The sequence below is a fragment of the Mycobacterium sp. ACS4054 genome (assembly GCF_001667275.1).
Classification (GTDB): Bacteria; Actinomycetota; Actinomycetes; order Mycobacteriales; family Mycobacteriaceae; genus Mycobacterium.
In genome coordinates this window covers 19184-44105 of sequence record NZ_LZHV01000030.1, presented here as the reverse complement: position 1 = coordinate 44105, position 24922 = coordinate 19184, and the positions used below count along the sequence as shown (strand labels likewise).

At 69.0% G+C, this 24922-nt stretch carries 23 protein-coding genes; 16 read left to right on the top strand and 7 right to left on the bottom strand.

Annotation, left to right across the window (positions count from 1 at the left end; all coding sequences use genetic code 11):
- Together mycP and eccD are read right to left on the bottom strand one after the other, a co-directional pair.
- A partial coding sequence (gene mycP, locus A5730_RS06045; RefSeq protein ID WP_304442314.1) for a type VII secretion-associated serine protease mycosin occupies positions 1-1230 on the bottom strand: 1230 nt, incomplete at its 3' end.
- Positions 1227-2597 carry a type VII secretion integral membrane protein EccD gene (eccD, locus tag A5730_RS06040; RefSeq protein WP_067896959.1) on the bottom strand — a complete coding sequence of 457 codons (1371 nt, stop codon included), beginning with the start codon at positions 2595-2597 and terminating at the stop codon, positions 1227-1229. The genes mycP and eccD, both read right to left, overlap by 4 nt.
- Positions 2598-2723: 126 nt before the next feature.
- Between eccD and eccCa the strand changes: the two genes are divergently transcribed.
- From eccCa to A5730_RS05985, 11 genes are all read left to right on the top strand, one after another.
- Positions 2724-6401: a type VII secretion protein EccCa gene (gene eccCa / locus A5730_RS06035; protein ID WP_067896957.1), complete on the top strand. Its 3678-nt coding sequence runs from the start codon at positions 2724-2726 to the stop codon at positions 6399-6401.
- On the top strand, positions 6398-7612 hold the full coding sequence (locus A5730_RS06030) for a type VII secretion-associated protein (RefSeq protein ID WP_067896955.1): 1215 nt from the start codon (positions 6398-6400) through the stop codon (positions 7610-7612). Before eccCa ends, A5730_RS06030 begins: the two co-directional genes overlap by 4 nt.
- 49 nt (positions 7613-7661) lie before the next feature.
- Positions 7662-7979 (top strand): WXG100 family type VII secretion target, encoded by a 318-nt coding sequence (locus tag A5730_RS06025; protein ID WP_067896953.1) that lies wholly within the window; start codon positions 7662-7664, stop codon positions 7977-7979.
- 15 nt (positions 7980-7994) lie between these two features.
- Positions 7995-8291, top strand: coding sequence for a WXG100 family type VII secretion target (locus A5730_RS06020; RefSeq protein ID WP_055403414.1), 297 nt, complete (start codon positions 7995-7997; stop codon positions 8289-8291).
- A 220-nt stretch (positions 8292-8511) separates the two neighbouring features.
- Positions 8512-8955 carry a 50S ribosomal protein L13 gene (gene rplM, locus A5730_RS06015; RefSeq protein ID WP_066945695.1) on the top strand — a complete coding sequence of 148 codons (444 nt, stop codon included), beginning with the start codon at positions 8512-8514 and terminating at the stop codon, positions 8953-8955.
- Positions 8952-9440, top strand: a complete 489-nt coding sequence (gene rpsI, locus A5730_RS06010; RefSeq protein ID WP_082946722.1) for a 30S ribosomal protein S9 — start codon at positions 8952-8954, stop codon at positions 9438-9440. Before rplM ends, rpsI begins: the two co-directional genes overlap by 4 nt.
- Before the next feature lie 149 nt (positions 9441-9589).
- Positions 9590-10927: a phosphoglucosamine mutase gene (gene glmM / locus A5730_RS06005; protein WP_067896950.1), complete on the top strand. Its 1338-nt coding sequence runs from the start codon at positions 9590-9592 to the stop codon at positions 10925-10927.
- A 111-nt stretch (positions 10928-11038) separates the two neighbouring features.
- The gene (locus A5730_RS06000; protein ID WP_231994640.1) at positions 11039-13387 is read left to right on the top strand and encodes a hypothetical protein; all 2349 of its coding nucleotides are present in this window, start codon (positions 11039-11041) and stop codon (positions 13385-13387) included.
- 29 nt (positions 13388-13416) lie between these two features.
- Complete coding sequence (locus A5730_RS05995; RefSeq protein ID WP_231994639.1) at positions 13417-14214, top strand: hypothetical protein; 798 nt, start codon at positions 13417-13419, stop codon at positions 14212-14214.
- A 108-nt stretch (positions 14215-14322) separates the two neighbouring features.
- Positions 14323-14652 carry a type VII secretion target gene (locus A5730_RS05990; protein ID WP_067896946.1) on the top strand — a complete coding sequence of 110 codons (330 nt, stop codon included), beginning with the start codon at positions 14323-14325 and terminating at the stop codon, positions 14650-14652.
- A gap of 1 nt (position 14653) precedes the next feature.
- The gene (locus A5730_RS05985; RefSeq protein WP_067896944.1) at positions 14654-15979 is read left to right on the top strand and encodes a hypothetical protein; all 1326 of its coding nucleotides are present in this window, start codon (positions 14654-14656) and stop codon (positions 15977-15979) included.
- 4 nt (positions 15980-15983) lie between these two features.
- Here A5730_RS05985 and A5730_RS05980 read toward each other — a convergent pair whose 3' ends face one another.
- From A5730_RS05980 to A5730_RS05960, 5 genes are all read right to left on the bottom strand, one after another.
- Complete coding sequence (locus A5730_RS05980; RefSeq protein ID WP_067896976.1) at positions 15984-17027, bottom strand: LLM class F420-dependent oxidoreductase; 1044 nt, start codon at positions 17025-17027, stop codon at positions 15984-15986.
- Positions 17028-17079: 52 nt separating this feature from the next.
- Positions 17080-17430 (bottom strand): nuclear transport factor 2 family protein, encoded by a 351-nt coding sequence (locus A5730_RS05975; protein ID WP_067896935.1) that lies wholly within the window; start codon positions 17428-17430, stop codon positions 17080-17082.
- A gap of 26 nt (positions 17431-17456) precedes the next feature.
- On the bottom strand, positions 17457-18296 hold the full coding sequence (locus tag A5730_RS05970) for a dienelactone hydrolase family protein (RefSeq protein ID WP_067896931.1): 840 nt from the start codon (positions 18294-18296) through the stop codon (positions 17457-17459).
- Between the two features lie 23 nt (positions 18297-18319).
- Entirely contained in the window at positions 18320-18535 is a 216-nt protein-coding gene (locus tag A5730_RS05965; protein WP_067896928.1) for an Rv1535 family protein, read from the bottom strand.
- Between the two features lie 408 nt (positions 18536-18943).
- Positions 18944-19375: a DUF2510 domain-containing protein gene (locus A5730_RS05960; protein ID WP_067896925.1), complete on the bottom strand. Its 432-nt coding sequence runs from the start codon at positions 19373-19375 to the stop codon at positions 18944-18946.
- 83 nt (positions 19376-19458) lie between these two features.
- Between A5730_RS05960 and glmS the strand changes: the two genes are divergently transcribed.
- The 5 genes from glmS to A5730_RS05935 all read left to right on the top strand — a co-directional run bounded on the left by glmS (position 19459) and on the right by A5730_RS05935 (position 24917).
- Positions 19459-21327 carry a glutamine--fructose-6-phosphate transaminase (isomerizing) gene (gene glmS, locus A5730_RS05955; protein ID WP_067896923.1) on the top strand — a complete coding sequence of 623 codons (1869 nt, stop codon included), beginning with the start codon at positions 19459-19461 and terminating at the stop codon, positions 21325-21327.
- A 166-nt stretch (positions 21328-21493) separates the two neighbouring features.
- Complete coding sequence (locus A5730_RS05950; protein ID WP_067896921.1) at positions 21494-22423, top strand: DUF4436 domain-containing protein; 930 nt, start codon at positions 21494-21496, stop codon at positions 22421-22423.
- Positions 22424-22468: 45 nt separating this feature from the next.
- Positions 22469-23308 carry a DUF4436 domain-containing protein gene (locus A5730_RS05945; protein ID WP_067896919.1) on the top strand — a complete coding sequence of 280 codons (840 nt, stop codon included), beginning with the start codon at positions 22469-22471 and terminating at the stop codon, positions 23306-23308.
- On the top strand, positions 23305-24150 hold the full coding sequence (locus A5730_RS05940; protein ID WP_067896917.1) for a DUF4436 domain-containing protein: 846 nt from the start codon (positions 23305-23307) through the stop codon (positions 24148-24150). Before A5730_RS05945 ends, A5730_RS05940 begins: the two co-directional genes overlap by 4 nt.
- A gap of 53 nt (positions 24151-24203) precedes the next feature.
- Positions 24204-24917 (top strand): rhomboid-like protein, encoded by a 714-nt coding sequence (locus A5730_RS05935; RefSeq protein WP_369829856.1) that lies wholly within the window; start codon positions 24204-24206, stop codon positions 24915-24917.
- Positions 24918-24922 lie beyond the last annotated feature (5 nt).

The following is a 24922-nucleotide window of genomic DNA, read 5'->3' as shown; positions in this document are numbered from 1 at the left end:
CCCCCCCCCCCCGGGCGCCGGCCCGCGGCCCGCGCGGCGCAACGCGGTGTGCCGGGGCGGGGGGGCGGGGGGCGGGGCGGGGGGCGGGGGGGCTAGGGGGGGGGGGGCGGGTGCCGGGGTGGGCAGGGACGGGCCGGCATCGGTGCTGACCGCCGCCAACGCGTCGATCATGCCGCTGCCGACGACCGGGTCCCACCCGGCGGGCGGGTGATGCGCCGTCGATTCGATGCGCTGCATCACCTGCCGTGCGGTCAACGTGGGGAAGCGGGCGCGAATCAACGCGGCCAGCCCACTGACCACCGGGGCGGCAAAACTGGTGCCGGACACCGGTTCCGAGCCGAGCGGCGTGACTGCCTCGCCGGGGGCCGCGACATCGACCCACGGGCCGGCAAGGGTGAATGCCGACGGCGCCCCTTCGGGGTTCACCGAACCGACGGTCAGGACGTAATCGTCGTACCAGGCGGGACTGACCGCGACCGTGACGGTCTCCCAGGTGGCGCCTGGACGCTGAGGGGGGCACTGCGCGGCCCCGCCGGTGTTGCCCGCCGCGGCCACGACGACGGCGTTCTTGATGTCGACGGCGTAGGCCAGGGCGGCGCCCAGCGCGCGGTCATCCGGCGCCGATGCGACCGGAACGCACGCAACCGAGGAGATGTTGATCACCGACGCCCCGAGATCGGCGGCGGTGCGGACGGCTTTCGCCATGGTGTCGACGTCGCCAACGCCGCCGCGGGATCGATCGGTCGCCGGGGAGAACTTAGCGCTGGACTGGCGAATGCTGATCAAAGTCGCTTCGGGCGCCATTCCGCTGACACCGGAATCCGATTTGGCGGCAACGATTCCCGCCACCAGCGTGCCGTGCGCGTCGCAATCCTGGGTGCCGTCGCCGTTGGAGACAAAGTCTCCGCCCGCCACCAAGTCCGGCAGCAGGCGGTGCCGCGACACACCGGTGTCGATGACGGCCACCCGTTGCCCGGCGCCGCGGCTCAGCTGCAGGACCCGCGACAGGTCGGGCAGGTCGGCCGGCCGATCCGGTGCGGATCCCGTCGTCATCGTCGCGCAAACCTCGCGTTGCACCGTCGGCCAGGGTGGTGCGGGCCGCGCGGGATTCGGCAGCCATTTGTCATCCACCTGCGGCGGCGAAACCGCTTGCGCCGGAGCGGGTCCGGCCAACGGCGCCCAAACCAACGCCGATACCGCCAGCAGGCGCGCGACGCGCGACGCCCTCACCTGAGATTCAGTCCCCGCGCGACGCCGTAAAGTCCGCAGAGCCAGCATGTCAGGGGCACCAACGCGACGAGCGAAAGCCACTCCAGCGCATCGATGGCTCGGCGCACCAGGAGCGGAGGCGTCACTGCCGGTGCTACGAAGCCGAGATACGTCGCCGCGCCGGCCAGCGTCGCCGTCGCCACGGCGACCCACGGCCCCTGCCCCGGCGCGCCAAAGGCGGCGACACCGAAAGTGACTCCCACGACGGCGATCCCGGCGGCGATGAACGTCACCATCCGGCCGCCGTCAGCGCAACGCGCGCGAAGCAGCAACAGGGCGCCGGTGATGCCGCCGAACGCCATGCACGACGGGCGCGGGGCACCGGCCAGCACGGTGACGATGGCGCCGACCGCCGCCGCGGAGGAAAACCCGGCAAGCAGGCTCGACAGCCAGGCGTCGGCACGCCGCGCCCGTTCCCGCAGGCGCCGCTCACCCGCATCCGTTTCATCCATGGCCGGTGTCTCCGGCAGCCGAGGTGACAGCCCTGCCAACACGATCGACACCCGCGCCGCCGCCGCGACCATGCCGAGCGATGCCAGCCCGGCTGCGGCGCCGATGGCGTGCGGCGGTGCGGCGGTCACCACCCCCACCAACGCGGCAACGGCGACGACCGTCGCCGCGCATGACACGGCGGTCAATGTGACCACGCCGCAGCCCGATACGCGCATAGCCACGACACAGGTGGCGGCCGCCGCCGTCGCGGCCAGCAGCACATTGCAGATGCCCGGCGGCCCCGGCACCGCGAGCAAGCCGGCCACCGCAGCGAACGCGGCGGCCATCGCGCCAAGCGTCAGCCCCGCAACCGCGTCGCGATACGTCCGGTGGGCCACCACGGCTGACAGCAGCGCGACCAGACCCGCGCATGCCAGCACCCCCACAGCGGTGCGCGGCGCGTTGGCCTCCAGGGCATTTCGTGCGAGCGCCAGCGCACCGATGGCGATCACACAGCCCGCCGCCACCGCCCCGGCGAGGCGGGCGGGGAATCCGAACGGTTCGGAAGCCGCTGCCAGCGCCTCGGCCATGGCCTCCGCGGTGTCGTGGTGACGAGGGGCGGGTGGCGCGTCCGGCGGCTGGCTCAGCAGCAGCACGGTGCCGTCCCCGATACCGCTCTGCGCCAGCGACTTCGACGGATCCAGGGGTGAGGAGCCGGGGAGCGACAGGTGGTAGCGCTTCGCGGTCAGACGGTCGTGGGCATGGTTTACCTCCAAGATCTCGACGATGGTCGGGGTGAGGACGGCGAGGGGTATCTCGGCCGGCAGGGCCAGGTCGGCGGCGGCGCTGCCGGCATGGATCGATACGCGGCGAAGCCCTGAATCGGTTGCAGGCAACGACGAAACCCCTTCGGTCGGATTGCCAGAACGTAGCCGGGTTTCCGTCGTCCCGTCTGCGGCTGTCCACAACCGACTTGCCGTGAATGTCGGTGCTACCTAGCGTCGCCGAACTGGAGGGACGAGATGACCCAGAGTTTCGTGCCCGCAGCACGGCGGGGGCCACCGACGGTGGCGACCGGCGATCTCGTCGTCGAGGCGCCGCCGGAGCCGCCGTCGCCGGCTACGGCCGGCTTGCTTTCCCGCTTGCTGCCGGCCGTGCTGGCCGTCGCGGGATGCGGCGTCGTGGCGGCGACGTTGGCGTTGGGGTCGGGCGGCAGCCGCACGCCGATGTTCCTGGCCTTCCCGGTCATGATGTTGACCTCGACGGTGGTGACCGCGATCTCGGCGCGCGCCCGCCAGCGGGGCGGCGGCATCAACGCCGATCGACTCCGTTACCTCGGATACCTCAGTCAACTGCGCGCCACGGCTACCGAAACTGCTGCGGCACAGCACTACTCGCTGATGTGGGCTCACCCGGACCCCGACACGCTGTGGACGTTGATCGGGGGACCCCGGATGTGGGAGCGGCGGTCGACCGACCCCGATTTCTGCCGCGTCCGAATCGGCGTCGGCGCCCAGCTGCTGGCCACCCGCTTGGTAGCCCCGCCGACGACAGAGCCTACGGACCCGGTCACCGCCGCCGCTTTGGACCGGTTCATGCGTGCGCATTCGACGGTCGTCGCGCCCGTCACGGCCGCCCTGCGGGAAAGCCCGTGCGTCAAGCTCGAAGGCGACGCGTCCGCGGCGCGGGGAGTGCTACGCGCAATGATCTGCCAACTCGCCGTTCTGCACCCGCCCGATCAGTTGCGGATCGTCGCCGCGATCCCGGACCAGGGTCAGGGGCATTGGGAGTGGCTGAAATGGTTGCCGCACAACCAACATCCGATCGCGGCCGACGATGCGGGTCAGGTGCGGCTGATGTATCGCAGTGTGGCCGAGGCACGAGCGGCGGTCGGTGAAATCTGCTCGGAGTACACGGTGGTGATCGCCGACGTCGACGAGACCATCGATGTGATCACGGGCGCTACCGTCGTCCAACTCGGCGGCGGCCGCGACGACGCGCCGGTGACGATCAGCCGCTCTGGCGAAACCCGAACGGTGCCGCACCCCGACCGGATGAGCACGGTGGAGGCACTGGTATGCGCGCGCCGATTGGCGATGTACCGGGCCGACGCCGCCTCCCGCGGCGCCGCCACCGATTGGGCGGTCCTGGTGGGAATCGGCGACATGACAGTCTTCGACCCGATCCCGTTGTGGCGCAGCCGCGATCGGCTTCGCGTCCCGATCGGGGTCAGCGCCGACGGGGCACCGGTGGAACTGGATATCAAGGAGGCCGCGGAAAGCGGCATGGGCCCGCATGGCCTCTGCGTCGGGACCACTGGTTCGGGCAAGTCGGAACTCTTGCGGACGATCGCGCTCGGCATGATGGCGCGTAACTCTCCCGCGGTGCTCAATCTGCTGCTCATCGACTTCAAAGGCGGCGCGACCTTTCTCGATTTCGGGTCCGCTCCGCATGTCGCCGCCGTCATCACGAATCTCGCCGACGAGGCACCACTGGTGGCCCGCATGCGCGACGCCCTGGCCGGTGAGATGAATCGCCGACAACAGCTGCTGCGCGCGGCGGGCTGCGTCAGCGCCGCGGCGTACGAACGCGCCCGCCCGGCGGGCGCTACGTCGCCCGCCCTCCCCACGCTGTTCATCATCGTCGACGAGTTCTCCGAGTTGCTCAGCCAACATCCGGACTTCGCCGACATGTTCGTGGCGATCGGGCGGCTTGGCCGGTCGTTGGGCATGCACCTGTTACTGGCCAGCCAACGACTCGACGAGGGCCGGCTGCGCGGTCTTGACGCCCATCTGTCCTACCGGATCTGTTTGAAGACGCTGTCGGCCAACGAATCACGGGCGGTGCTGGGAACGCTCGACGCGTACGAACTACCGAACACGCCCGGAGCGGGTTACCTGCGGACAAGCGGCGGAGACTTGATCCGCTTCTCCGCGGCATACGTTTCCGGCCCGGCACCGTCGCGCGCGCCGGCCGTTGATTCCGTGGGCAATCTTGCCGTACGGCGGTTCGAGCCTTGGAGTGTCGGAGCGATCACCCGCTCCGGCGGCACCAGTGCGCTGTCCGAACCGACGACCCTGCGAGCCGTCCTGGACCGGCTCCGCGGACACGGGCCGCCCGCGCACCGGGTGTGGCTGCCACCGCTGGACCGGGCACCCAGCCTGCACACGCTGCTTCTCGACGTTGCGCCCGCGCCGGATGCCCTGACGGTTCCCGTCGGCATCATCGACCGCCCCTTCGATCAGCTCCGGACACCGCTGATGGTCGATCTGCGTGGGGCAGCCGGCAATGTCGCGGTCATCGGGGCGCCCCAGTCGGGAAAGTCGACGGCGCTGCGCACACTGATTACGGCCTTGGCAGCCACTCACGATCCGGGGCAGGTGCAGTTCTACTGCATGGACTTCGGCGGTGGGTCGCTGACATCGACCCGGGCCGTCCCGCATGTCGGGGCGGTTGCAGGAAGGGCCGAGCCGCGACTGGTCGCGCGGATGGTTGCCGAATGCGAGTCGCTGATCCAGCTGCGCGAGAACATCTTCAGCGACCACGGGGTCACACCGATCGGCGAGTACCGTACGCTCCGCGCGCGGCGCAAGGCGCCAGAGGGCGATGCGTTCGGGGACGTCTTTCTGGTAATCGACGGCTGGGCGCGACTGCGGCAGGAATTCGATGGGCTGGAAGCCTCGATCACGGCCGTTGCCAGACAGGGCCTTTCGTTCGGGGTGCACGTGGTGCTCTCGGCCACGCGATGGGCCGAGATCAGGCCGGCATTGCGGGATCAGATCGGCACGCGCATCGAGCTGCGGCTGGGGGATCCCGCCGATTCCGAACTCGATCGCAAAGCGGCGCAACACGTGGCCCGGGACAAGCCGGGCCGCGGCCTTTGCAGCGACGGATCGCACATGATGATCGCCCTGCCCCTGGCCGAGATTCCTCCCACGGAATCGGTGGCGCCGCCGATCGCGCTTCTGCCCAGATTGGTCGAGCGCGACACCGTTGTGAAGCGGGCGGGTGACCGCGTCCTGCTGGGCGTCGAGGAGCGTCGGCTGGCACCGGTGACGTGCGAATTCGACCAACACGCACATCTTCTCGTGCTCGGCGACAAGGAATGTGGCAAGACAGCGACGCTGCGGACACTGTGCCGCGAGATCGTCCGGACGAAGACCAGCGCGCAAGCCCGCCTCGCGATCGTCGATTTCCGGCGCTCCCTGCTCGGCGTCGTCGCGCCGGAGCGCCTCGTCGGTTATGCCATGTCCGCAGGCGCCTTGTCCGGATTGCTGCCGGATCTGCTTGATGTGTTGCGGCGGCGAATGCCGCCGGCCGATGCGAGCCAGGCGCAGTTGCGGGCCGGCGGGTGGGGTTCGGGGCCGGAAATCTTCCTCGTCGTCGACGACTACGAGCTGGTGGCCGGCTCGGGCGGCAACCCGCTTGCCCCGATCACCGAATACCTGCCTTACGCACAGGATTTGGGTTTACATCTGGTCATTGCGCGGCGCAGCGGCGGCGCGGAGCGCGCGCTTTTCGAGCCTCTGCTGGCGGGAATGCGTGACCTCGGCTGCATGACGCTGATGATGAACGGCTGCCCACGCGAGGACGGTTCGTTCGGCTCCCGTCGCGCGGCGCGGTTGCCGGCCGGCCGCGGTGTTCTTCTCACCCGATCGGGCGACGAGCAACTCGTCCAGGTGGCCTGGAGCGCACCATGAGTGCGCATCGCACCATCATCGAAACCGGGCCGGGCACGATCCGCCGATTATGTTGCGGGACAAGCATCGTCGGCGAGGATGGAAATTCCGAGATCGCCGAGGCGGCACTGCGCGCGATAGACGATCGGGTGGCACTGGTGGGCGATCGCCCGGTCGCCGTTGCTTCCCTGTGGGCTGACGCGCTTCGGTCCGTGGCCTGCCCGCGCGGCGGGGGCGTGGTCGTGGTGCATCCGTCTTGGTGGTCGGCGTCGCGCGTGGGAGTGGTAAGCGGGGCGGCGAAGACCGCGTTCGGCGACGTGCTGGTGCGGCCCCGTTCGTGGTTGTTGGCGCGGGCCGCGGGCGCCGACGCGGAGGTGGCGATCGTGGTGGAGATCGCCGATCGGATGGTGGTGATCGGTGGGCCCGACGTCGTCGCGGTACCGCGCAGGCCCGAACCACATCCCGTCGCCGACGAGGTGGTGGCCGCCATCGTGAGCACCTCCGCCGGTGTCGTGTTGATCGACGCCCCCGGCACGGTCGCCGGGGCGTCGACCCTGGGCAAGTCCGTCGCCGAAGCGGCGCGCGCCAACGGGCGGACGGCGGTGGAAATCGACGACGCCCGGCTGGCCCGGTTGGCGGGCTCCAAGCTCGACGAGCCGCGCGAGCCGGGTGGCCATCGTGTGCGATACGGCGCGCGCACACTCAGCGCGATCGGCGCGGCCACCGTGGCGCTGCTGGTGGCTCCCGCCCTGATCAGCCAGGACCGGCACGGCACGGTCACCCCGCCGGCGGTGGAAGCCGCGCCCACCACCTTTTTGGTGGAAGGCCGGGTGGCGGTGACGGTGCCCGCGGGCTGGTCCACGCAGCGGGTGGTGGCCGGGCCGGGGTCGGCCCGGGTGCAGGTCACCTCGCCATCCGATCCCGAGGTGGCGTTGCACGTCACGCAGTCACCGGTCGCGGGCGACACGCTGAACACCACCGCCGAGCGGTTGAAACGCGCGATCGACGCGGAGCCGGCCGGGGTGTTCGTCGACTTCAATCCCTCCGCGACAAGCGTCGGCAGGCCGGCGGTGACGTACCGCGAAGTCCGCGCCGCCCATGACGTGCGGTGGACGGTGCTGCTCGACGGGCCGGTGCGAATCAGCCTTGGGTGCCAGAGCCGGTCCGGCAAGGAGGAAGCCGTCCGTGGCCCCTGCGAGCTGGCGGTGCGGTCCGCGCATGCGATCGAGTGAACCGAAAATCGGGTGGAACCGAATCAACGGCGCATGGGTCGAACTTGGTATGAACGCACCGAACTCCCTGAGCACCGATTTCGACCTGATGCGGTCGGTCGCGGCCACGACGGACGCCCGCAACGAGGAGATCCGGGCCACGCTGCAAGGGTTCATCGGCCGCATGGGCGCGGTGCCGCCGTCGGTGTGGGGTGGGGTCGCGGCCGCGCGGTTTAAAGAGGTGGTGGATCGCTGGAACGCGGAGTCATTGCGGCTCTATCACGTCCTGCACGCGATCGGCGAGACCATTCGGCACAACGCGATCACCCTGCAGGAGGCCGGCCACGCCCACGCAACCCATATCGCCGCCGCCGGCGGAGACCTGTGATCGGAAGGATGATCCGTGGAATCGGTGCTTTCCTATGACTTCGGCGAAATCGAGTTCTCGGTGCGCCAGGAGATCCACAGCACGTCCGCCCGCTTCAATGCGGCGCTGGACGAACTGAGGTCGCAGATCGCCCCGTTGCAGCAGCTCTGGACCCGCGAGGCGGCGGCCGCCTACCAGGTTGAGCAGCAGAAGTGGCACCAGGCGGCGACGGCGCTCAACGAAATACTGGTCGATCTCGGCAACGCGGTGCGCGACGGCGCGGACGAGGTGGCCGACGCCGATCGGCGGGCGGCCGGCGTCTGGGGACGGTAGCTGCGCCCATAGTCGTCTGTGTGGTCCCGGCGGGGGAGAGCCGCTGGGACCACGCAGTCGTTTTGACCTGCGGGGACGCGCATCGGTAAGCTGCTCGGTTGGCGTGCGGTACGCCGGGGCCTCGGGTCAACGTCGGTCGCCGAGACCAGCCCCACCGCAACCGCCTGACCGGCACCCGGCTCGACCCGGGATCCACCTCGAGAAAGAAAAGGTAAGCGCTGTGCCCACCTACGCGCCAAAGGCGGGTGACACCACGCGGTCGTGGTACGTCATCGACGCCACGGACGTGGTGCTTGGCCGCCTTGCCGTCGCGGCAGCCACCCTGCTGCGCGGCAAGCACAAGCCGACGTTCGCGCCCAACGTCGACGGCGGTGACTTCGTCATCGTCATCAACGCCGACAAGGTCGCCCTCTCCGGCGACAAACTGCAGAACAAGCTGGCTTACCGCCACTCGGGGTATCCCGGCGGCCTGCACTCGCGCACCACCGGCGAGCTGATGGAAAAGCACCCCGACCGCGTCGTCGAGAAGGCGATCGTCGGCATGCTGCCCAAGAACAAGCTCAGCCGTCAGATCCAGCGCAAACTCCACGTCTACGCCGGCCCGGAGCACCCGCACGCCGCTCAGAAGCCGGTTCCGTACGAGATCAAGCAGGTGGCCCAGTGACCGAAACGACCGAGGCCCTGGACCCCACGGCCACCGAAACCCCGGACGTGCCGGCCGAGGCCGCCGCGCCCGCGCCCGCCCCGGAGCCGTTCGTCTTCGACCGGCCCATCCAGACCGTCGGCCGCCGCAAGGAGGCCGTGGTGCGGGTGCGCCTGGTGCCCGGCACCGGCAAGTTCGACCTGAACGGCCGCAGCCTGGAGGACTACTTCCCCAACAAGGTGCACCAGCAGCTCATCAAGGCCCCGCTGGTCACGGTGGATCGGGTGGAGAGCTTCGACATCTTCGCCCTGCTGCACGGCGGCGGCCCGTCGGGCCAGGCCGGTGCGCTGCGGCTGGGCATCGCCCGGGCGCTGATCCTGGCGCAGCCCGAGGACCGGCCGGCGCTAAAGAAGGCCGGCTTCCTCACCCGCGACCCGCGTGCCACCGAGCGCAAGAAGTACGGCCTGAAGAAGGCCCGCAAGGCGCCTCAGTACAGCAAGCGCTGATCAACCATCACTTTCTGGCCGCAACGGGGCCTCAAACTGGGGCGTTCCGCGCTTGTATCGGCGTGTCTGCGCCCAAACGCGCCCCGTTTCGGTCAGAAAAGAACGGGCACGTTAGGTGAACGGCCGCCAACTGTGAGAGGTTTTTCCGCATGGGTCGACTATTCGGCACCGACGGTGTCCGCGGGGTCGCCAACCGGGAGTTGACCGCCGAGCTGGCGCTCGAGCTGGGCGCCGCCGCCGCGCGGCACCTGGCCAGCGCGGGCGGGCCGGGCCGGCGCGTCGCCGTGAGCCGGCGCGACCCCCGGGCCAGCGGCGAGATGCTGGAGGCCGCGGTGATCGCCGGGCTGACCAGCCAGGGCGTCGACGCGCTGCGGGTCGGGGTGCTCCCCACCCCCGCGGTGGCCTACCTGACCGGCGCGTACGACGCCGACTTCGGCGTGATGATCTCGGCGTCGCACAACCCGATGCCCGACAACGGCATCAAGATCTTCGGCCCCGGCGGCCGCAAGCTCGACGACGACACCGAGGACCGGATCGAGGCGCTGGTCACCGCCGAGGCCGGGCCGCGCCCGATCGGGGCCGGGATCGGCCGGGTCATCGACGCCACGGACGCCGACGACCGCTACCTGCGCCACCTCAGCAAGGCCAGCACGCTGCGGCTCGACGGCCTGACCGTGGTGGTCGACTGCGCGCACGGCGCGGCCTCGTCGGTGGCGCCGCGCGCCTACCGCGCGGCCGGTGCGCGGGTGATCGCGATCAACGCCGACCCCAACGGGCTGAACATCAACGACAACTGCGGGTCCACCCACCTGGACTCGCTGCGCGCCGCGGTCATCGACCACCGCGCCGACCTCGGCCTGGCCCACGACGGTGACGCCGACCGCTGCCTGGCCATCGACGCCAACGGCGAGCTCGTCGACGGCGACGCCATCATGGTCGTGCTCGCGCTGGCCATGCGCGACGCCGGCGAGCTGGCCTCCGACACGCTGGTGGCCACCGTGATGAGCAACCTCGGGCTGCACCTGGCCATGCGCGCCGCGGGTATCACCGTGCGCACCACCGGCGTCGGCGACCGCTACGTGCTCGAGGAGCTGCGGTCCGGCGAGTACAGCCTGGGCGGCGAGCAGTCCGGCCACATCGTGATGCCCGCGCTGGGCTCCACCGGCGACGGCATCGTCACCGGGCTGCGGCTGATGAACCGCATGGTGCAGACGGGCTCGTCGCTGACCCAGCTCGCCGCGCCGATGCAGACGCTGCCCCAGGTGCTGATCAACGTCCGGGTCACCGACAAGGACACCGCCGCGGCCGCACCCTCGGTGCGCACCGCGGTCGGCGACGCCGAGGCCGAACTCGGTGACACCGGCCGAATCCTGTTGCGCCCGTCTGGAACCGAGCCCGTCATCAGGGTCATGGTGGAAGCCCCCGAGGCCGACGTCGCCCAGCGCGTGGCGAACCGGGTGGCCGAGGCGGTCAGCTCCGCGCGCTGAAGCGGAACCCGGCCGTCGCACCACGCTGAATTGACGGGATAGCGTGCGGCAGTAGTGTGATGACGTTCGATGGCGGGTGGCGGCAAGCGTCGGGCGGGGAGGAGCTTCGGGTTGGTTCAGCTGGCTAACCTGAGTGTCGGTGAGCTGGTGGCCGGGGCCGGCGGTGATCCGTGGGCGGTCAACCAGACGCTGCAAGCGGGGCAGCCCGCACAGATCGCCAACCTGGCCAACGCCTTTCACACAGCGGGGCGCTCCACTTCCGAGGCCGATCACGCCTTTGAGCAAGCCCGCAAGCGCTTCGACGCCGCCTGGAATCACCAGAATGGGGATCACCCGATCAACGGCTCCGCCGAAGTGCAGCGCACGGCCCAGGCGCTGGGAGCGCAGTCCGAGCAGTTGCCCAAGATCGGCGCGGATTTGGAAAACATCGCCGCCGCGTTGGCCGAGGCGCAAAAAACCGGTGCCGCGGACATCGCCACCCTGGATCGCCGGCTGCAGGTGCTCGACCGAATCATCGGCGCGGCCAAGGAGGACCTGAGGCATTCCGACCTCAGTGCGCAGGATCGCCATGCGCTGGAAACCCTGATCAAGGACGCGAAAGCCGACGCCGTCGAGGACACCAAGGATGCGCTCGACCAGTTGCACGCCACCCGCGACAACTATTCGAACTCGCTGCACCAGGCCCAGACCAATCTGGCCAACGACGGGTACGACCCGGGCCGTGTCCTCGGTGTTGACGGTCACGAGGCCGAGACACCCGAGCAAGCCGAGCGAGACGTCAAGGGCGCGCTGGGCGGCGACAAGGGCGCCGCCGCGCGGGTGAACGGGGTGCTCAACTCGATCACGCCCGATCAGCGGGCGGGGAAGGTGCCGTTGACCGCCGAGCAGGCGTCGGTGTTGAGCCAGCTGCAAGCTCAAGAACACGGCATGTCGATCGATGCCCTCAACACCGCCGAACAACGGCTCGGCGACGAGAAGGGCATGATCGGCAACTCGTGGCAGCTGATGAGTAATCCCAACCTCACGTTCCCCAAGACGCCGCTACAGGTCGGTGCGAAGCAGGGCACCGAAACGGTGAAGGGCGGGGCGGCGCAGCTGCCCGAAAGTGTCCAGCAGGCGCTGAATTCGTCCGGCCTGGAATACATGCGCCAAACCAACGACATCGCCAACATCGTCAAGGACGGCGACAAGTCCTTCCAGACGAACACCGATCTGGATCGGGCGATGATCCGCAAGGCGGGGGCCATGATGGACACCCCGCTCTGGCAGCACGACCCGGCGAGCCAGGGCCAAAACGTCGAACGCGATCCCGCCATGGACCCCGCGGTGTCCAACGTGCTGTCCGCGGCGTCGCCGGATCACCAGGTCGTCCACGACGCCATGACCGGCAGCGATCACGACAAGTTCCTGCGGAATCTGACCCATCACGCGTGGAAGGACAACGGTCAGGCGGTCGGTTCGCTGTTCTCCTGGACCGGCGACGCCGCGCAGGGGCCGGAAGCGAAGATCGCCGGTGAAACCGCCCGCGCCTACGCTGATTACGTCGGCCACCACGCGTCCACGGACTTGCTCCATCTCCCGGGCAACCACACCTTGGGGCAAGTGAACCCCGACCTTGTCCAAGCGATGGGCCACGGTCTCGACCCGTACGTCAACAACATCGCCGGAACATCGGGCGGGCTTTCGGAATTCGGCAAACCGCTCGACACCAACGGCGACGTCCATTCCGGCGCACTGCCTCTCGCCAAGGGCATCTTCTCGGTGATCGACAGCGACCCCACCGCGGCGCGGGACTTCAACAAGAATGCCTACACCCAGGCGTTGCTGCACGACTCGTCATTCGCGTTGAACCCGAATCACGACGGTTACAGCGACCAACTTTACGACGCCGCCACGTTGCGGGGACTGGTCGACGTGGGAACCCACAATGCCTACGAAGCGAACGAACAAAACGGTTACCACCAACAACTTTCGGAATACGACTCGAAGAAGCTGGCCTACGAAGACGGCGTCCAGGCCGCCAGCACGGCCGGTGGTTGGGTCCCGGGGGTGGGCAAAGTCACCGGGCCCGCCATCGGCATGCTCGGGCACAACCTCGAAAACGACATGCTGGGGCCGGCGCCCACCGCACCGGGCCAGACGCCGATCCAGCCCATGGACATCGGAAACGCCGACGAACACATGCTCGATGCGTTGCTCGGTGCAAACCAGCACATCTCGGGAGTGCCGCCCGAATATCTTGTCTACGACCACGACCACCCAAACGGGCGAATCGCGACCCTGGACGAGATGCAAGCCAAACATCCCGATCTCACCGCCGGCCAATACAACAATGTCCTGGGCCCCGCGTTGTCCCAGTCACTGAACCTGCCGCCGAATGAGAAGATGTCGCCGGATCAATACATGGTCGACCGCTACAACAACGTCATCGGCGTACCGGAACCCCCAGGGAAGAAATGACTTACATTCGGCGCGCAGCGCGCTTATTGATGGCGCTGTCGACCATCACGGTTTCGCTGGCCGGCTGCGCTTCGGGCAGTCACTCCGGCCAGCCGGCGTCGCCCACCTCCACGACGCCGGCTGGGTGGCCGCCGACGCTGAACGATTTCAGCGTGGTGTGGAGCGCGGAACCCGACATCGCCATCACCACCTGGCCCGCCGTGGCGGTTCGGGCCTACGCCGAGTCCTACCTGCTGGTCTCCATTACCGGCGAGGACAAATTCCTGTACCCGGGATTCAAGCAGGCGGTAGACGCCAACAAGCCGATCGACAACCCGACGGGCACCCGGTTCCTGTGGCCGAAGACCGACCGTAGGACCGAAAAACCCTGGGTGGGAACCGAATACGACCACATCCTTTCGATCGCGACCGCTGGCCGTGACGTGACGGCGGTGGTCTGTGAATACACGTTCGGCACCGCGCAAGCGCAGGGTCACGGGTACACCCCGAACATCGGCCAGCCTCCCCCCGATTCGGGGATCGAGCCGATGCGAATCACGATGACGGCTCCCGCCACCACCGGCCCGCAACTGCCCGCCCAGCAGGGACCGGCGCGCGCGCCGTCGGTCGACGTTTTCGGCGGCTGGAGGATCACCGGTCATCAGGGTGGGTACTTCGCCGAATACGGGCTCCCGACGGAATGGCCCGATATCGCTCACGACACCGACGCCTGCCGCGCCAAAGCGCCCCCACACCCCGATCTCGTTCGTGGCGGTGAATATCCACGCTCGAACTTTCCCACCCAGCCACCAGCCCCGGGCTGGCCAGCACCAAGCCCAGCATCCTAGCGACCAATAGCACTCGCCCGCAACGGGTTTCACTGTTATTGGATGCGCCACACCGGCCCTGCTGAATCTGCGAGGAACCCGGACGCGTCCCCGGGCGTCGGATTAGGCATGAGATTCGACAGGGGAACACGGCCCGTCACCGTGGCCCGCACTGAGATCGACGTCGCGGCCACGCACCGCATCGCCGGCCAATTCCGCGCCGCCGCGGACATTCTCGACCGCGCGGTCAGCGATCAGTTGGGCCGGCTTTCGTTCGGCGGGGCCGGCGCCGGGCGCGCGCACGCCGCCCGCGGCGAAGCGCTGCGCGCCGAGCTGGAGCGGCTGACCGCGCAGGTCGAGCAGTGGTCGCGGGCGTCCGTCGAGATCGCGGCCGCACTGCGGGCCAGCGCCGACCGCTACGCCGACGCCGAGCTGTACGCCGAGGCGCGGATCGCCTGACATGGCCGACCGGTTGGACGTCGCCGGGCGCCTCGCCGAGGGGCTGCCCGCCGTCGAGCGCACCCAGACTTACGTGCGGGCGTGCCACGCCCTGGGCTATCAACATCCCGATCTGACGGCGCAGCCCTCGCAGATCCGCGACTGGTACGACACCGAAGACGGCCTTGACCTGCGCGCGCTCGACCGCGACTGCGCGGAACTGCGCGCGGCGGCCGATGCGGTCTCCGAAGCGCTGCGCATGCAGCGCGCGCAGGTGGCCGAGTTGGCCGGGGCGTGGACGGGGCCGGCCGGCGATGCCGCGGTGCGGTTCGTGGAGCACCACTGCGACACCGCCGGCGTGGTGGCCACCGAACTGCGCGCGGCGGCGCAACGGTGCGAATCGCTGCGCGACAACCTGTGGTACCTGGTCGATTCGAAGGTGGCGACCGCCATCGCCATCGACGACCGCACACAGGCGCAGCGGCCCGCATGGCTGGGCGCCGCCGCCGCGGTCACGACGGGCGCGGGGGATCGGCAAGCCGCCGAAGGCCTGGTGCGCGAGCAGGTAATGCCGTACGTGGACAACGAGATTCGCGACGACTGGCTGACCACGATGCGCTCGACGCGCGACGGCGTCGGCACGTCCTACGACATGGTCACCGACCGGATGGCCGCCGCGCCGACCGCCCGCTTCGGGTCCCCGGGTGATCTCGGGCCCGGATACCAGCCGCCGCGGCCAACCCCGCCCGCCGCACCGCCCGTGGCGGTCGCGCCCGCCGCCGCGGTCCCGGGCCCGCCGGCGGATCCGGCGCCGACCGCGACGACGCTCGCGCCCGCCCCGATTCCCGCGCCGCCGCAACAGGATTGGGGAAGCGCGCTTGGTGACGCCGCCGGTATGCCGGGGGGAGGCCTGGACGGTGGGCTCGGCGGTGGGGCGGACGGCCTGCTCGGGTTGGCCGGCAGGATCGTCGACGCGGTCGGCGGGCTGATCGGCTCGGCGGGTGACGGGTCGGGGGTTACCGATGCCCTCGACGACGGGGATGCCTTCGACGAGGACCCCTTTCAGCCCGACGACGCGGACGACGAGCCCGCGGAGAAAGAAGAGGCCACACCCGACGGGGCGGTGCAGCCGGTCGAAGCGGCGACGCCGGAGGGTGCATCAGTGCCCGAGGAGGTGCCGGTGCCCGAGAACGCGCCGATGCCGGCTGACGCGCCGGTGCCGCAAGCTCCGCCGCCGGCGGCGCCCGCACCGGATGCGGCGCCGGCGGGCGAACCGCCTCCGCCGGGGACCGATGGCAAAACGCCCTGCGAGATCGCCGCCGACCAGCTGCCGCAGGCGGGGCAGTGAGCGCTCAGGAGGGGCGCAGCTGCAGGATTTCCTCGATAAAGCGCAGGGATTCGGCGCGGTCGTTGCCCAGCGGGCTGAGCAGCATCGTCGTCACGCCGGCTTTGGCGAAGGCGGCCAGGCGTTCGGCGACGTATCCGCGCGGGCCGACCAGCGACATGCCGCGCACCAGTTCGTCGGGCACCGCGTCGATGGCCTCCTTTTTGCGGCCCGACAGGTACAGCTCCTGGATCCGGTCGGCCACCTCGCCGAACCCGTACCGGGTGGCCAGGGCGTGGTAGAAGTTGCGGCCCTTGGCGCCCATCCCGCCGAGGTACAGCCCCAGCTGCGGCTTCACCCACGCCAGCCGGTCGTCGACGTCGTCGCCGATGGCCACCGACGCGTGCACCATCACGTCCAGCGGCCCCAGCGCGGGATCCCGCTTGGCCGCACCGGCTGCCAGCGCGTCGCCCCACACCGACGCGGCCTTGTCCGGCAGGTAGAACACGGGCTGCCAGCCCTCGGCGATCTCGGCGGTGAGCTCGACGTTCTTCGGGCCCAGCGCGGCGATGGTGATCGGAATGCGTTCGCGCACAGGGTGATTGATGAGCTGGAGGGACTTGCCCAGACCCGTTCCGCGGTCGGCGGGCAGCGGGATCTGGTAGTGCTTGCCGTTGTGCTGCAGCTTTTCCCGACGCCACACCTTGCGGCAGATCTCCACGATCTCGCGGGTGCGGCCCAGCGGGGCGTCGAACTCCACGCCGTGAAAGCCCTCGATCACCTGCGGCCCGGACGTGCCGATGCCGAGCCGAAATCGCCCGTCGGACACGAAGTCCAGGCCCGCGGCGGTCATCGCCAGCAGCGACGGCGTGCGGATGTAGATGGGAAACACCCCCGAGGCCAACTCGACGGTGTTCGTCTTGGCGGCCAGATAGCCGAGCTGGCTCACGGCGTCGAACGCGTACGCCTCGGCCACCACGGCGATGTCGATGCCGGCCTTCTCGAGTTCCACCACGCGGTCGACGGCCTGATGAAAGCCGCCCGAATAATCCAGAGCGATCCCGATTCGCATCAACGACAGATACCACGACCGCACCGACGGGCGGCGGGGGCTTCGGTAAACTTCAGCCCGCCGAGGTGCCGGTCCAGTACTCCGCGAACCGTTGACCGTCGCCGGACAGGCGCAGGATGTCGTTGCCGGTGAAGGAGACCGGGCCGTCGGGCCCGCGGCCCCTGGCCACCCAGCGGCCGGCGACCAGGTCACGCTCGGACAGCGGGCCCAGCTCGATGGCGAAGGTCAAGTCCGCCATCATGTTTCGGGTTTCCTCGACGATCCGCTGAAGCTCCTCGGGGCCGTGCACGTCGCGGCCGGGCCAGTGCCCCACGAAGTCGTCGGTCACGATCTCGGACGCGACGGGCCGGCCGGCCCACAGCTCGGCGATCCAGCGGGTGTACAGCGCTTGCACGTTCGGCACAGTTGGGCAATTACCCAGATACCGCGTCACTTCAACAGCGCGACGATCTTCTCTTCCAACGCGACCGGCGGCGCCTCGGGATCCAGCGCGTCGGTCTTGGGCAGCTGCACATCGGGATCGGCGAAGTCGCGGTAGGTCTTGTCGCCGCCCAGCGTGTAGAGCAGGTAACCGGTCAGCAGGGCGCGCACGGTCCGCTGCGTGCGCCGGTGCGGGCTGGCCAGGCCGAACACCTTGGTCAGCCGCCGGCCCTCGACCAGTCCGCCGGGCTGGGCCTTGCTGACGATGCGCAACGTGGCCGCGTCCCACGCGCGCGACAGCGACAGGGCGTTGGAGGTCAGCGAGTGCGGATCGCCCGGCGCGGTCAGGATCAGCCCCGGCAGCTTGAGCGTCCGCGCCGGATCCTCGGCGGGGGGACTGGTGACGGCGGGAAACAGGGCCGCCGCCGCGGCCAGCTTGTTCGGCATGCCGGCCGCGGCGAACACCGCGGCCGAGCCGCCGAAACCGTGCCCGACGGCGCCGAGCTTGGCCGGATGCACGCTGATCTTCCCGGGCCCCAGGCGCACACCCGACACGATGTCCAGGGCCGTGCCGAGGTCGAAGGCGAAATTCAGGACGGACGGGGCCAGGCCGCGCTCGGTGTCGGGGGCGCCGGCGACGATGCCCCACGACGCCAGGTGTTCGAGCAGACCCGCATAGCGGGCGGCCTTGGTGAGCCAGTCGTGGCCGAACGCGATCCCGGGCAGGTTCAGCCCGGCCTCGGGCGTGTACACCACCCCCGGCAGCCCGGCAAACGCCAGGTCACCGCGCAAAACCCGATGCGGGCCACGGCGAGACAGGGCTGCGACGAGCTTGCGGGTGCGGGCCACGCGTCGACGTTAGCGCATCGCGGCTAGGCCCTGACTTCGATCACGCCCACCCGCCAGAGCACCGCGTACACCTGACGCAGCGGGATGCTCAGCAGCCGGGCGGCGGCGTCCACCATCGGGTCGCCACCGCCGATCGGCTCGGGGCGACGCCGACGGGGCGCCGGCTTGGGCGCGGGAGCCAGCGTCAAGGCGGGCGCGGGCGAGGTGGTTACCACGTCGTCGAACAGGACAGCAGTCATGATTCTCCCCTTGAAGGAATACAGAATTTCGGATTAACAGTTATGAACAAGCGGTTTACGCGTAGTTGTAATTTTCTAGCCGAGCCGAATTAGCGGCGTGGCATTAAACGCGGTTACCGGGTAGCTAGACAATCGGCATTGATGTCTGTTTTAAACGGTTATTGCGGAAGAAGATATGGTTGCGCTGCGCGCGTTCTCACCGGCGGATCTGCGATTCCCCCAGGTAGTGATCATCATGCGGGCGTCAACGAGCCGTCCTTTCTGCTGACTTCGGTGGGAGCCAGTCCTAGCCGATAAGCAGAATTCTAAGTAGCTGAATTGCTAGAGCGATGACGCATGCGAAAACGCCACAAATACATCAGGTGAAAAACTTTTCTGCCGTTTATGAAGGCGGTGTGAAGCGGAAGCTCAGCGTCCTTGCGCCGGAAAACCGGGTGGATGCGTCCACGACGTCCACCGGGCCCCGTCCCAGTAGCGCTGTCCGGGCCCCGACGGGTCGCGATACCACCCCGGCGGGGGGCCGGGGGCCGGCGGTGGCGCGGCGCCGTAGCCGGCGGCCGGGGCCTGGGCCGCGCCGTAGCCGGCGGGGGCGGGCTGCGCGGCCAGCCGGCGCACGTCCCGGATCGCGTTCCAATTCGAGATCAGCGCGATCCAGTTCATGACCAGCACCGACAGCAGGCTCCACCAGCCGACCACCAGGTTGAGGGTCTGCGCCGAGCGGTATGCGCGTTCGCACTGTTCGAGGGTGCCGGTGAAGGTGTAGCGACGGTTGTACCAGAGCACGAGGGCGCCGATGTGCTCGGTGAGCCGGACGGAAAATTGGCGGTACGGGTCGCTCAAATCGGGCCTTTCGCGCAGGTGGGCGGCCTAACCCTACCTGCGGAGTGCGGGCTGGGGGTGCGGCCTGCACTACCCTGGTTCAAATGTGCGGAATTGTCGGCTACGTCGGGCAGCAGCCTGCCTGCCAGGTCGTCATGGATGCGCTGCGCCGGATGGAGTACCGCGGCTACGACTCGTCGGGCATCGCACTGGTCAACGGCGCCGGGACGCTGACCGTGTGCCGCCGGGCCGGCCGGCTGGCCAACCTGGAGGACGCGGTCGCCCAGATGCCGGCCGAATCGCTCGGCGGAACCACCGGCCTGGGCCACACCCGATGGGCCACCCACGGGCGCCCGACGGACCGCAACGCGCACCCGCACCGCGACGCCGCCGGCAAGATCGCCGTCGTCCATAACGGCATCATCGAGAACTACCCCAGCCTGCGGCACGAGTTGGAGGCCGAGGGCGTCGAATTCGTCAGCGACACCGACACCGAGGTCGCCGTGCACCTGGTGGCGCACGCCTACCGGCACGGCGAGACCGCCGGCGATTTCCCCGCCTCGGTGCTGGCCGTCCTGCGCCGGCTGGAGGGCCACTTCACGCTGGTGTTCACCAACGCCGACGAGCCCGGCACCATCGTGGCCGCCCGCCGCTCCACTCCGCTGGTGCTCGGGATCGGCGACGGCGAGATGTTCGTCGGCTCCGACGTGGCGGCGTTCATCCCACACACCCGCGACGCCATCGAACTCGGCCAGGACCAGGCCGTGGTGCTCACCGCCGACGGCTACCGGATCACCGACTTCCACGGCAACGATGAGGCCGCGAGTGCCCGCCACTTTCATATCGACTGGGACCTGGCCGCCGCGGAAAAGGGCGGCTACGAGTACTTCATGCTCAAGGAGATCGCCGAACAGCCCGCCGCGGTGGCCGACACCCTGCTGGGGCATTTCGTCGACGGCCGGATCGTGCTGGACGAACAGCGGCTCTCCGATCAGGAGCTGCGCGAGATCGACAAGGTGTTCGTGGTGGCCTGCGGCACCGCGTATCACTCCGGGCTGCTCGCGAAGTACGCGATCGAGCACTGGACGCGGCTGCCGGTGGAAGTGGAGCTGGCCAGCGAATTTCGCTACCGCGACCCGGTGCTGGACCGCAGCACCCTGGTGGTCGCCATCTCCCAGTCCGGGGAGACCGCCGACACCCTGGAGGCCGTCCGGCACGCCAAGGAGCAGAAGGCCAAGGTGCTGGCGATCTGCAACACCAACGGCTCCCAGATCCCGCGCGAGTGCGACGCCGTGCTCTACACCCGCGCCGGCCCCGAGATCGGCGTGGCCTCCACGAAGACGTTCCTGGCCCAGATCACCGCCAATTATTTGGTGGGGCTGGCGCTGGCCCAAGCCCGCGGCACCAAATACCCCGACGAGGTCGAGCGGGAGTACCAGGAGCTGGAATCGATGCCGGACCTGGTCGCGCGGGTGCTCGCGATGATCGAGCCGGTGGCCGCGCTGGCATATCGGTTCGCCCAGTCCTCGACCGTGTTGTTCCTGGGGCGCCACGTCGGTTACCCGGTGGCGCTTGAGGGCGCGCTGAAACTCAAGGAACTGGCCTACATGCACGCCGAGGGGTTCGCCGCCGGCGAGCTCAAGCACGGCCCGATCGCGCTGATCGAGGACGATCTGCCGGTGATCGTCGTCATGCCCTCACCCAAGGGGCAGGCCACGCTGCACGCCAAGCTGCTGTCCAACATTCGCGAGATCCAGGCGCGCGGCGCGATCACCATCGTCATCGCCGAGGAGGGCGACGACACGGTGCGGCCCTACGCCGACCACCTGATCGAAATACCAGCGGTGTCAACACTTCTGCAGCCGTTGCTGTCGACCATCCCGCTGCAGGTGTTCGCCGCCTCGGTGGCCCAGGCCCGCGGCTACGACGTGGACAAGCCACGCAACCTGGCCAAGTCGGTCACCGTCGAGTGACGATGCGCCGCGCACTGCGCGGCGAGGAGGAACGAGACAATCGGTCACCGTCGAGTGACGATGCGCCGCGTCGACAAACGAACGGCTTCGGCCGTATCGCCGCGAGATCCGCGGCCGTTCCATTAGATTGCCCTCTGGATAGCAACTCCATGGGGTGAGGAGCAGCATGCGACCGGCGGTCAGAAGGCTCGCCACGGTGGGAATCATCGTGCTCGTTCTCGGGACATACATCGCGCTGATCGGGCTCTACAAGGACACCGTCGAAGGGTCCGCACCCGGCACCCTGAGCGACAACGCGGAGACGGCCAGCCAGAGCATGGCGACCATGACCGTCGAAGAGATGCAGTCCAACTACAGCGCCGTCGTCGCCAATGTGGCTGTCGCGCCCGGGCCTTCACTGCTGGATCCGGTCACCCATCGCCTCAAGGAAGACCTGGTGCTGCGCATCAGATCTTCGGCCCAGCCCAGTCGCAAGGACTATTCCCCGGGCATGCTTCCCGGCGTCTTCCCGCTGCCACTGACCATCGCCGGTCACCTGGAACGCTGGCCCTTCGACAACTACGAGTCGGGGCCGATCGAGGTGCAACTCTTCCCCGGCGGCGACACGACGAAGCCCCCCATCCTCATCCCGGTCAGGCTCATCGACCACCTGTCGGGCTTCAAAGTCACGATGAGCAAGATCCCGGGCCACGAGGCGTACCGCATGCATGTGCGGCGGGCGCTGAGCACCGCGGTTTTCGGCATCGTCATTTGCAGCGTGCTCATCGCGATCGCCGGTCTGGCCGTCGTCGTCGCCGTCCAGACGCTGCGTAACCGGCGCAAGTTCCAGCCCCCGATGACGACGTGGTACGCGGCGATGCTGTTCGCCGTGGTGCCGCTGCGCAACGCCCTGCCCGGCCTGCCCCCCTTCGGCGCGTGGATCGACGTGACCATCGTGCTCTGGGTGATCGTCGCGCTGGTGACGGCGATGCTGATCTACATCGTCTGCTGGTGGCGGCACCTGAAGCCCGAGGTTCCCGCTCCGGCGCCCGAGCCGGCCCCGGCGGCCGAGGTTCCCACCCCGACGCCCGACCCGGTCCCGGCGCCCTCGGGCTGAAAGCCCGCCCGCTGCAACGCTTTTCGATATCGAGTAGGGGGGGCCGTGAAGTTCGGCGTCGTGGCTCTGATCGTGGGGGTCGTCGGGGCGTACGTCGCCTCGGTCGCGTTGTATGCCAACAGCGGGGGACACCATCACCACCAGGACACCGCCGCGGCGGGTGACCGAAGCACGGCCACGCTGGTGATCGAGGACATCCAATCGAACTACAGCGTGCTGATGGCCAACCTGTCCATCTCGCCCGCGTCGGGCCTGCTGGATCCGCAGACCCAGCACCTCAACCAAGACCTCAGCCTCCGAGTGCGATCCGTGGCGACGCCGACCCGCCGCACCTGGACCAAGGGCATGCTGCCCGGGGTGTTTCCCGTCCCGCTGACCATCGCGGGGGAGATCGAGAATTGGCCGTTCGACCGCTACGGGTCGGGGCCGGTCGAGATCGAGCTCATGCGCGGCGGCAGCGAAACCGTCGCCGAACGGCTGCCGGTGACCTTCGTCAACCACCTTTCCGGTTGGCAGGTGTCCACCGAGGGGTCCGGCCCGTACCGGGTGAGCGTGCACCGCTCGCTGAGCGCCGCGGCGTTCGGCCTCGTCATCTGCGGCGTGCTCGTCGCCATCGCCGGGCTGGGCCTGTTCGTCGCGGTCCAGACGGCGCGCAACCGCCGCAAGTTTCAGCCCCCGATGACGACGTGGTACGCGGCAATGCTTTTCGCGGTGGTGCCGCTGCGCAACGCGCTTCCCGGCTCGCCGCCGTTCGGCGGCTGGATCGACATCACCCTGGTGCTCTGGGTGCTCGTCGTCCTGGTGCTGTCCATGCTGCTCTACATCGCCTGCTGGTGGCGGCATCTGCGACCCGAGGTGGCCGCGGCACAGGCGAATCCAGCATGAGGTTCGCCGTCGTCGGTGTCATCGCGTCCCTCATCGCGGCATACGTCGCGTCGGTTGCGCTGTACGCCCACAGCCGTACGGCGCATCACCGGGCCGAACTCCCGGCGACCGGCAGCACCAGTACCGCAACGTTTTCGGTCGAAGACGTGCAATCCAACTACAGCGTTCTCGTGATCAACCTGTCCATCTCGCCCGGGTCGTCCCTGCTGGATCCGCAGACGCAGCATCTCAACGAAGACCTCAGCCTGTGGGTCCGGTCCGCGGCCACGCCGGTCCGGCGGAGCTGGAGCAAGGGCATGCTGCCCGGGGTGTTTCCCGTCCCGGTGACCATCGCCGGAGAGATCGAACGCTGGCCGTTCGACCGCTACGAGTCGGGGCCGATCGAGGTCGAACTGCTGCACGGCGGCGAGGGGGGCGTCCCGGAGCGCTTGCCCGCGACCTTCGTCAACCACCTTCCCGGCTGGCAGGTCCACGCCAGCAACGGCGGCGGGCTCGGCCCGTACCGGGTGAGCCTGCAACGCTCGCTGAGCGCGGCGGCGTTCGGCATCGTCATCTGCGGGGTGCTGATCGCCATCGCCGCCCTCGGCGCCTTCGTCGCGATCCAGACCGTTCGTGACCGGCGGAAGTTTCAGCCCCCGATGACGACCTGGTACGCGGCGATGCTTTTCGCGGTGGTGCCGCTGCGCAACGCGCTTCCTGGTTCGCCGCCGTTCGGTGGCTGGATCGACATCACGATCGTGCTCTGGGTGCTCGTCGCGTTGGTGATCTCGATGCTGCTCTACATCACCTGCTGGTGGCGGCATCTGCGTCCCGACGCCGAACCACCGGCGAAGTCGGCCTGACGCGTTTGCCGTCTAACCGGGACGGCGCGTCGCGAGCGTGCGAAGGTGATGACGTGACGGATGCACCGGTGCGGTCCCGACTGCGCAGCATGGGCCTCGCGGTATGGCATTACGTCAGCGGCGCGCCGCTGACCTACGGGTGGCTCATCGTCCTGCTCATCACGACGCTCCTTCAGCACTGGCTGCCCCAGCGGCAACTGCACAAGATGCTGATGCACCATTCCACCAACATCCACGGACTGGTGCGCGATCCGCTCGACGTGCTGTTCTCCAGCCTGTTGTGGATCGACGGGTACAACCTGACGCCCTACCTGCTGTTGTTCACGCTGTTCCTGGCGCCGGCCGAACACTGGCTCGGTCAATTGCGTTGGCTCACAGTGGGATTGAGTGCCCACATCCTGTCCACCTATTTCAGCGAGGGTCTGCTCTATCTGGCGATCGAGCAACGCGACGCGTCGGAGCGGCTGGTGAACGCCCGCGACATCGGCGTGAGCTACTTCCTGGTCGGGGTGATGGCGGTGCTGGCCTATCACATCGCGCCGCCGTGGCGGTGGGGCTATCTGGCCGTGCTGTTCATCATCTTCGGCTTTCCGTTGATCACGATGGACCGTATTGAGCTGAACTTCACCGCAATCGGGCATTTCACCTCGATCCTCGTCGGGCTCTGCTTCTACCCGATGACGCGGCACAAGGACCGCCGGCAGCTCAGCCCGGCCCGCCTGCGGGCCGCGATGCGGCGCGGGCGCTCGCCCGAGGCATCGGCCTGAGCCGC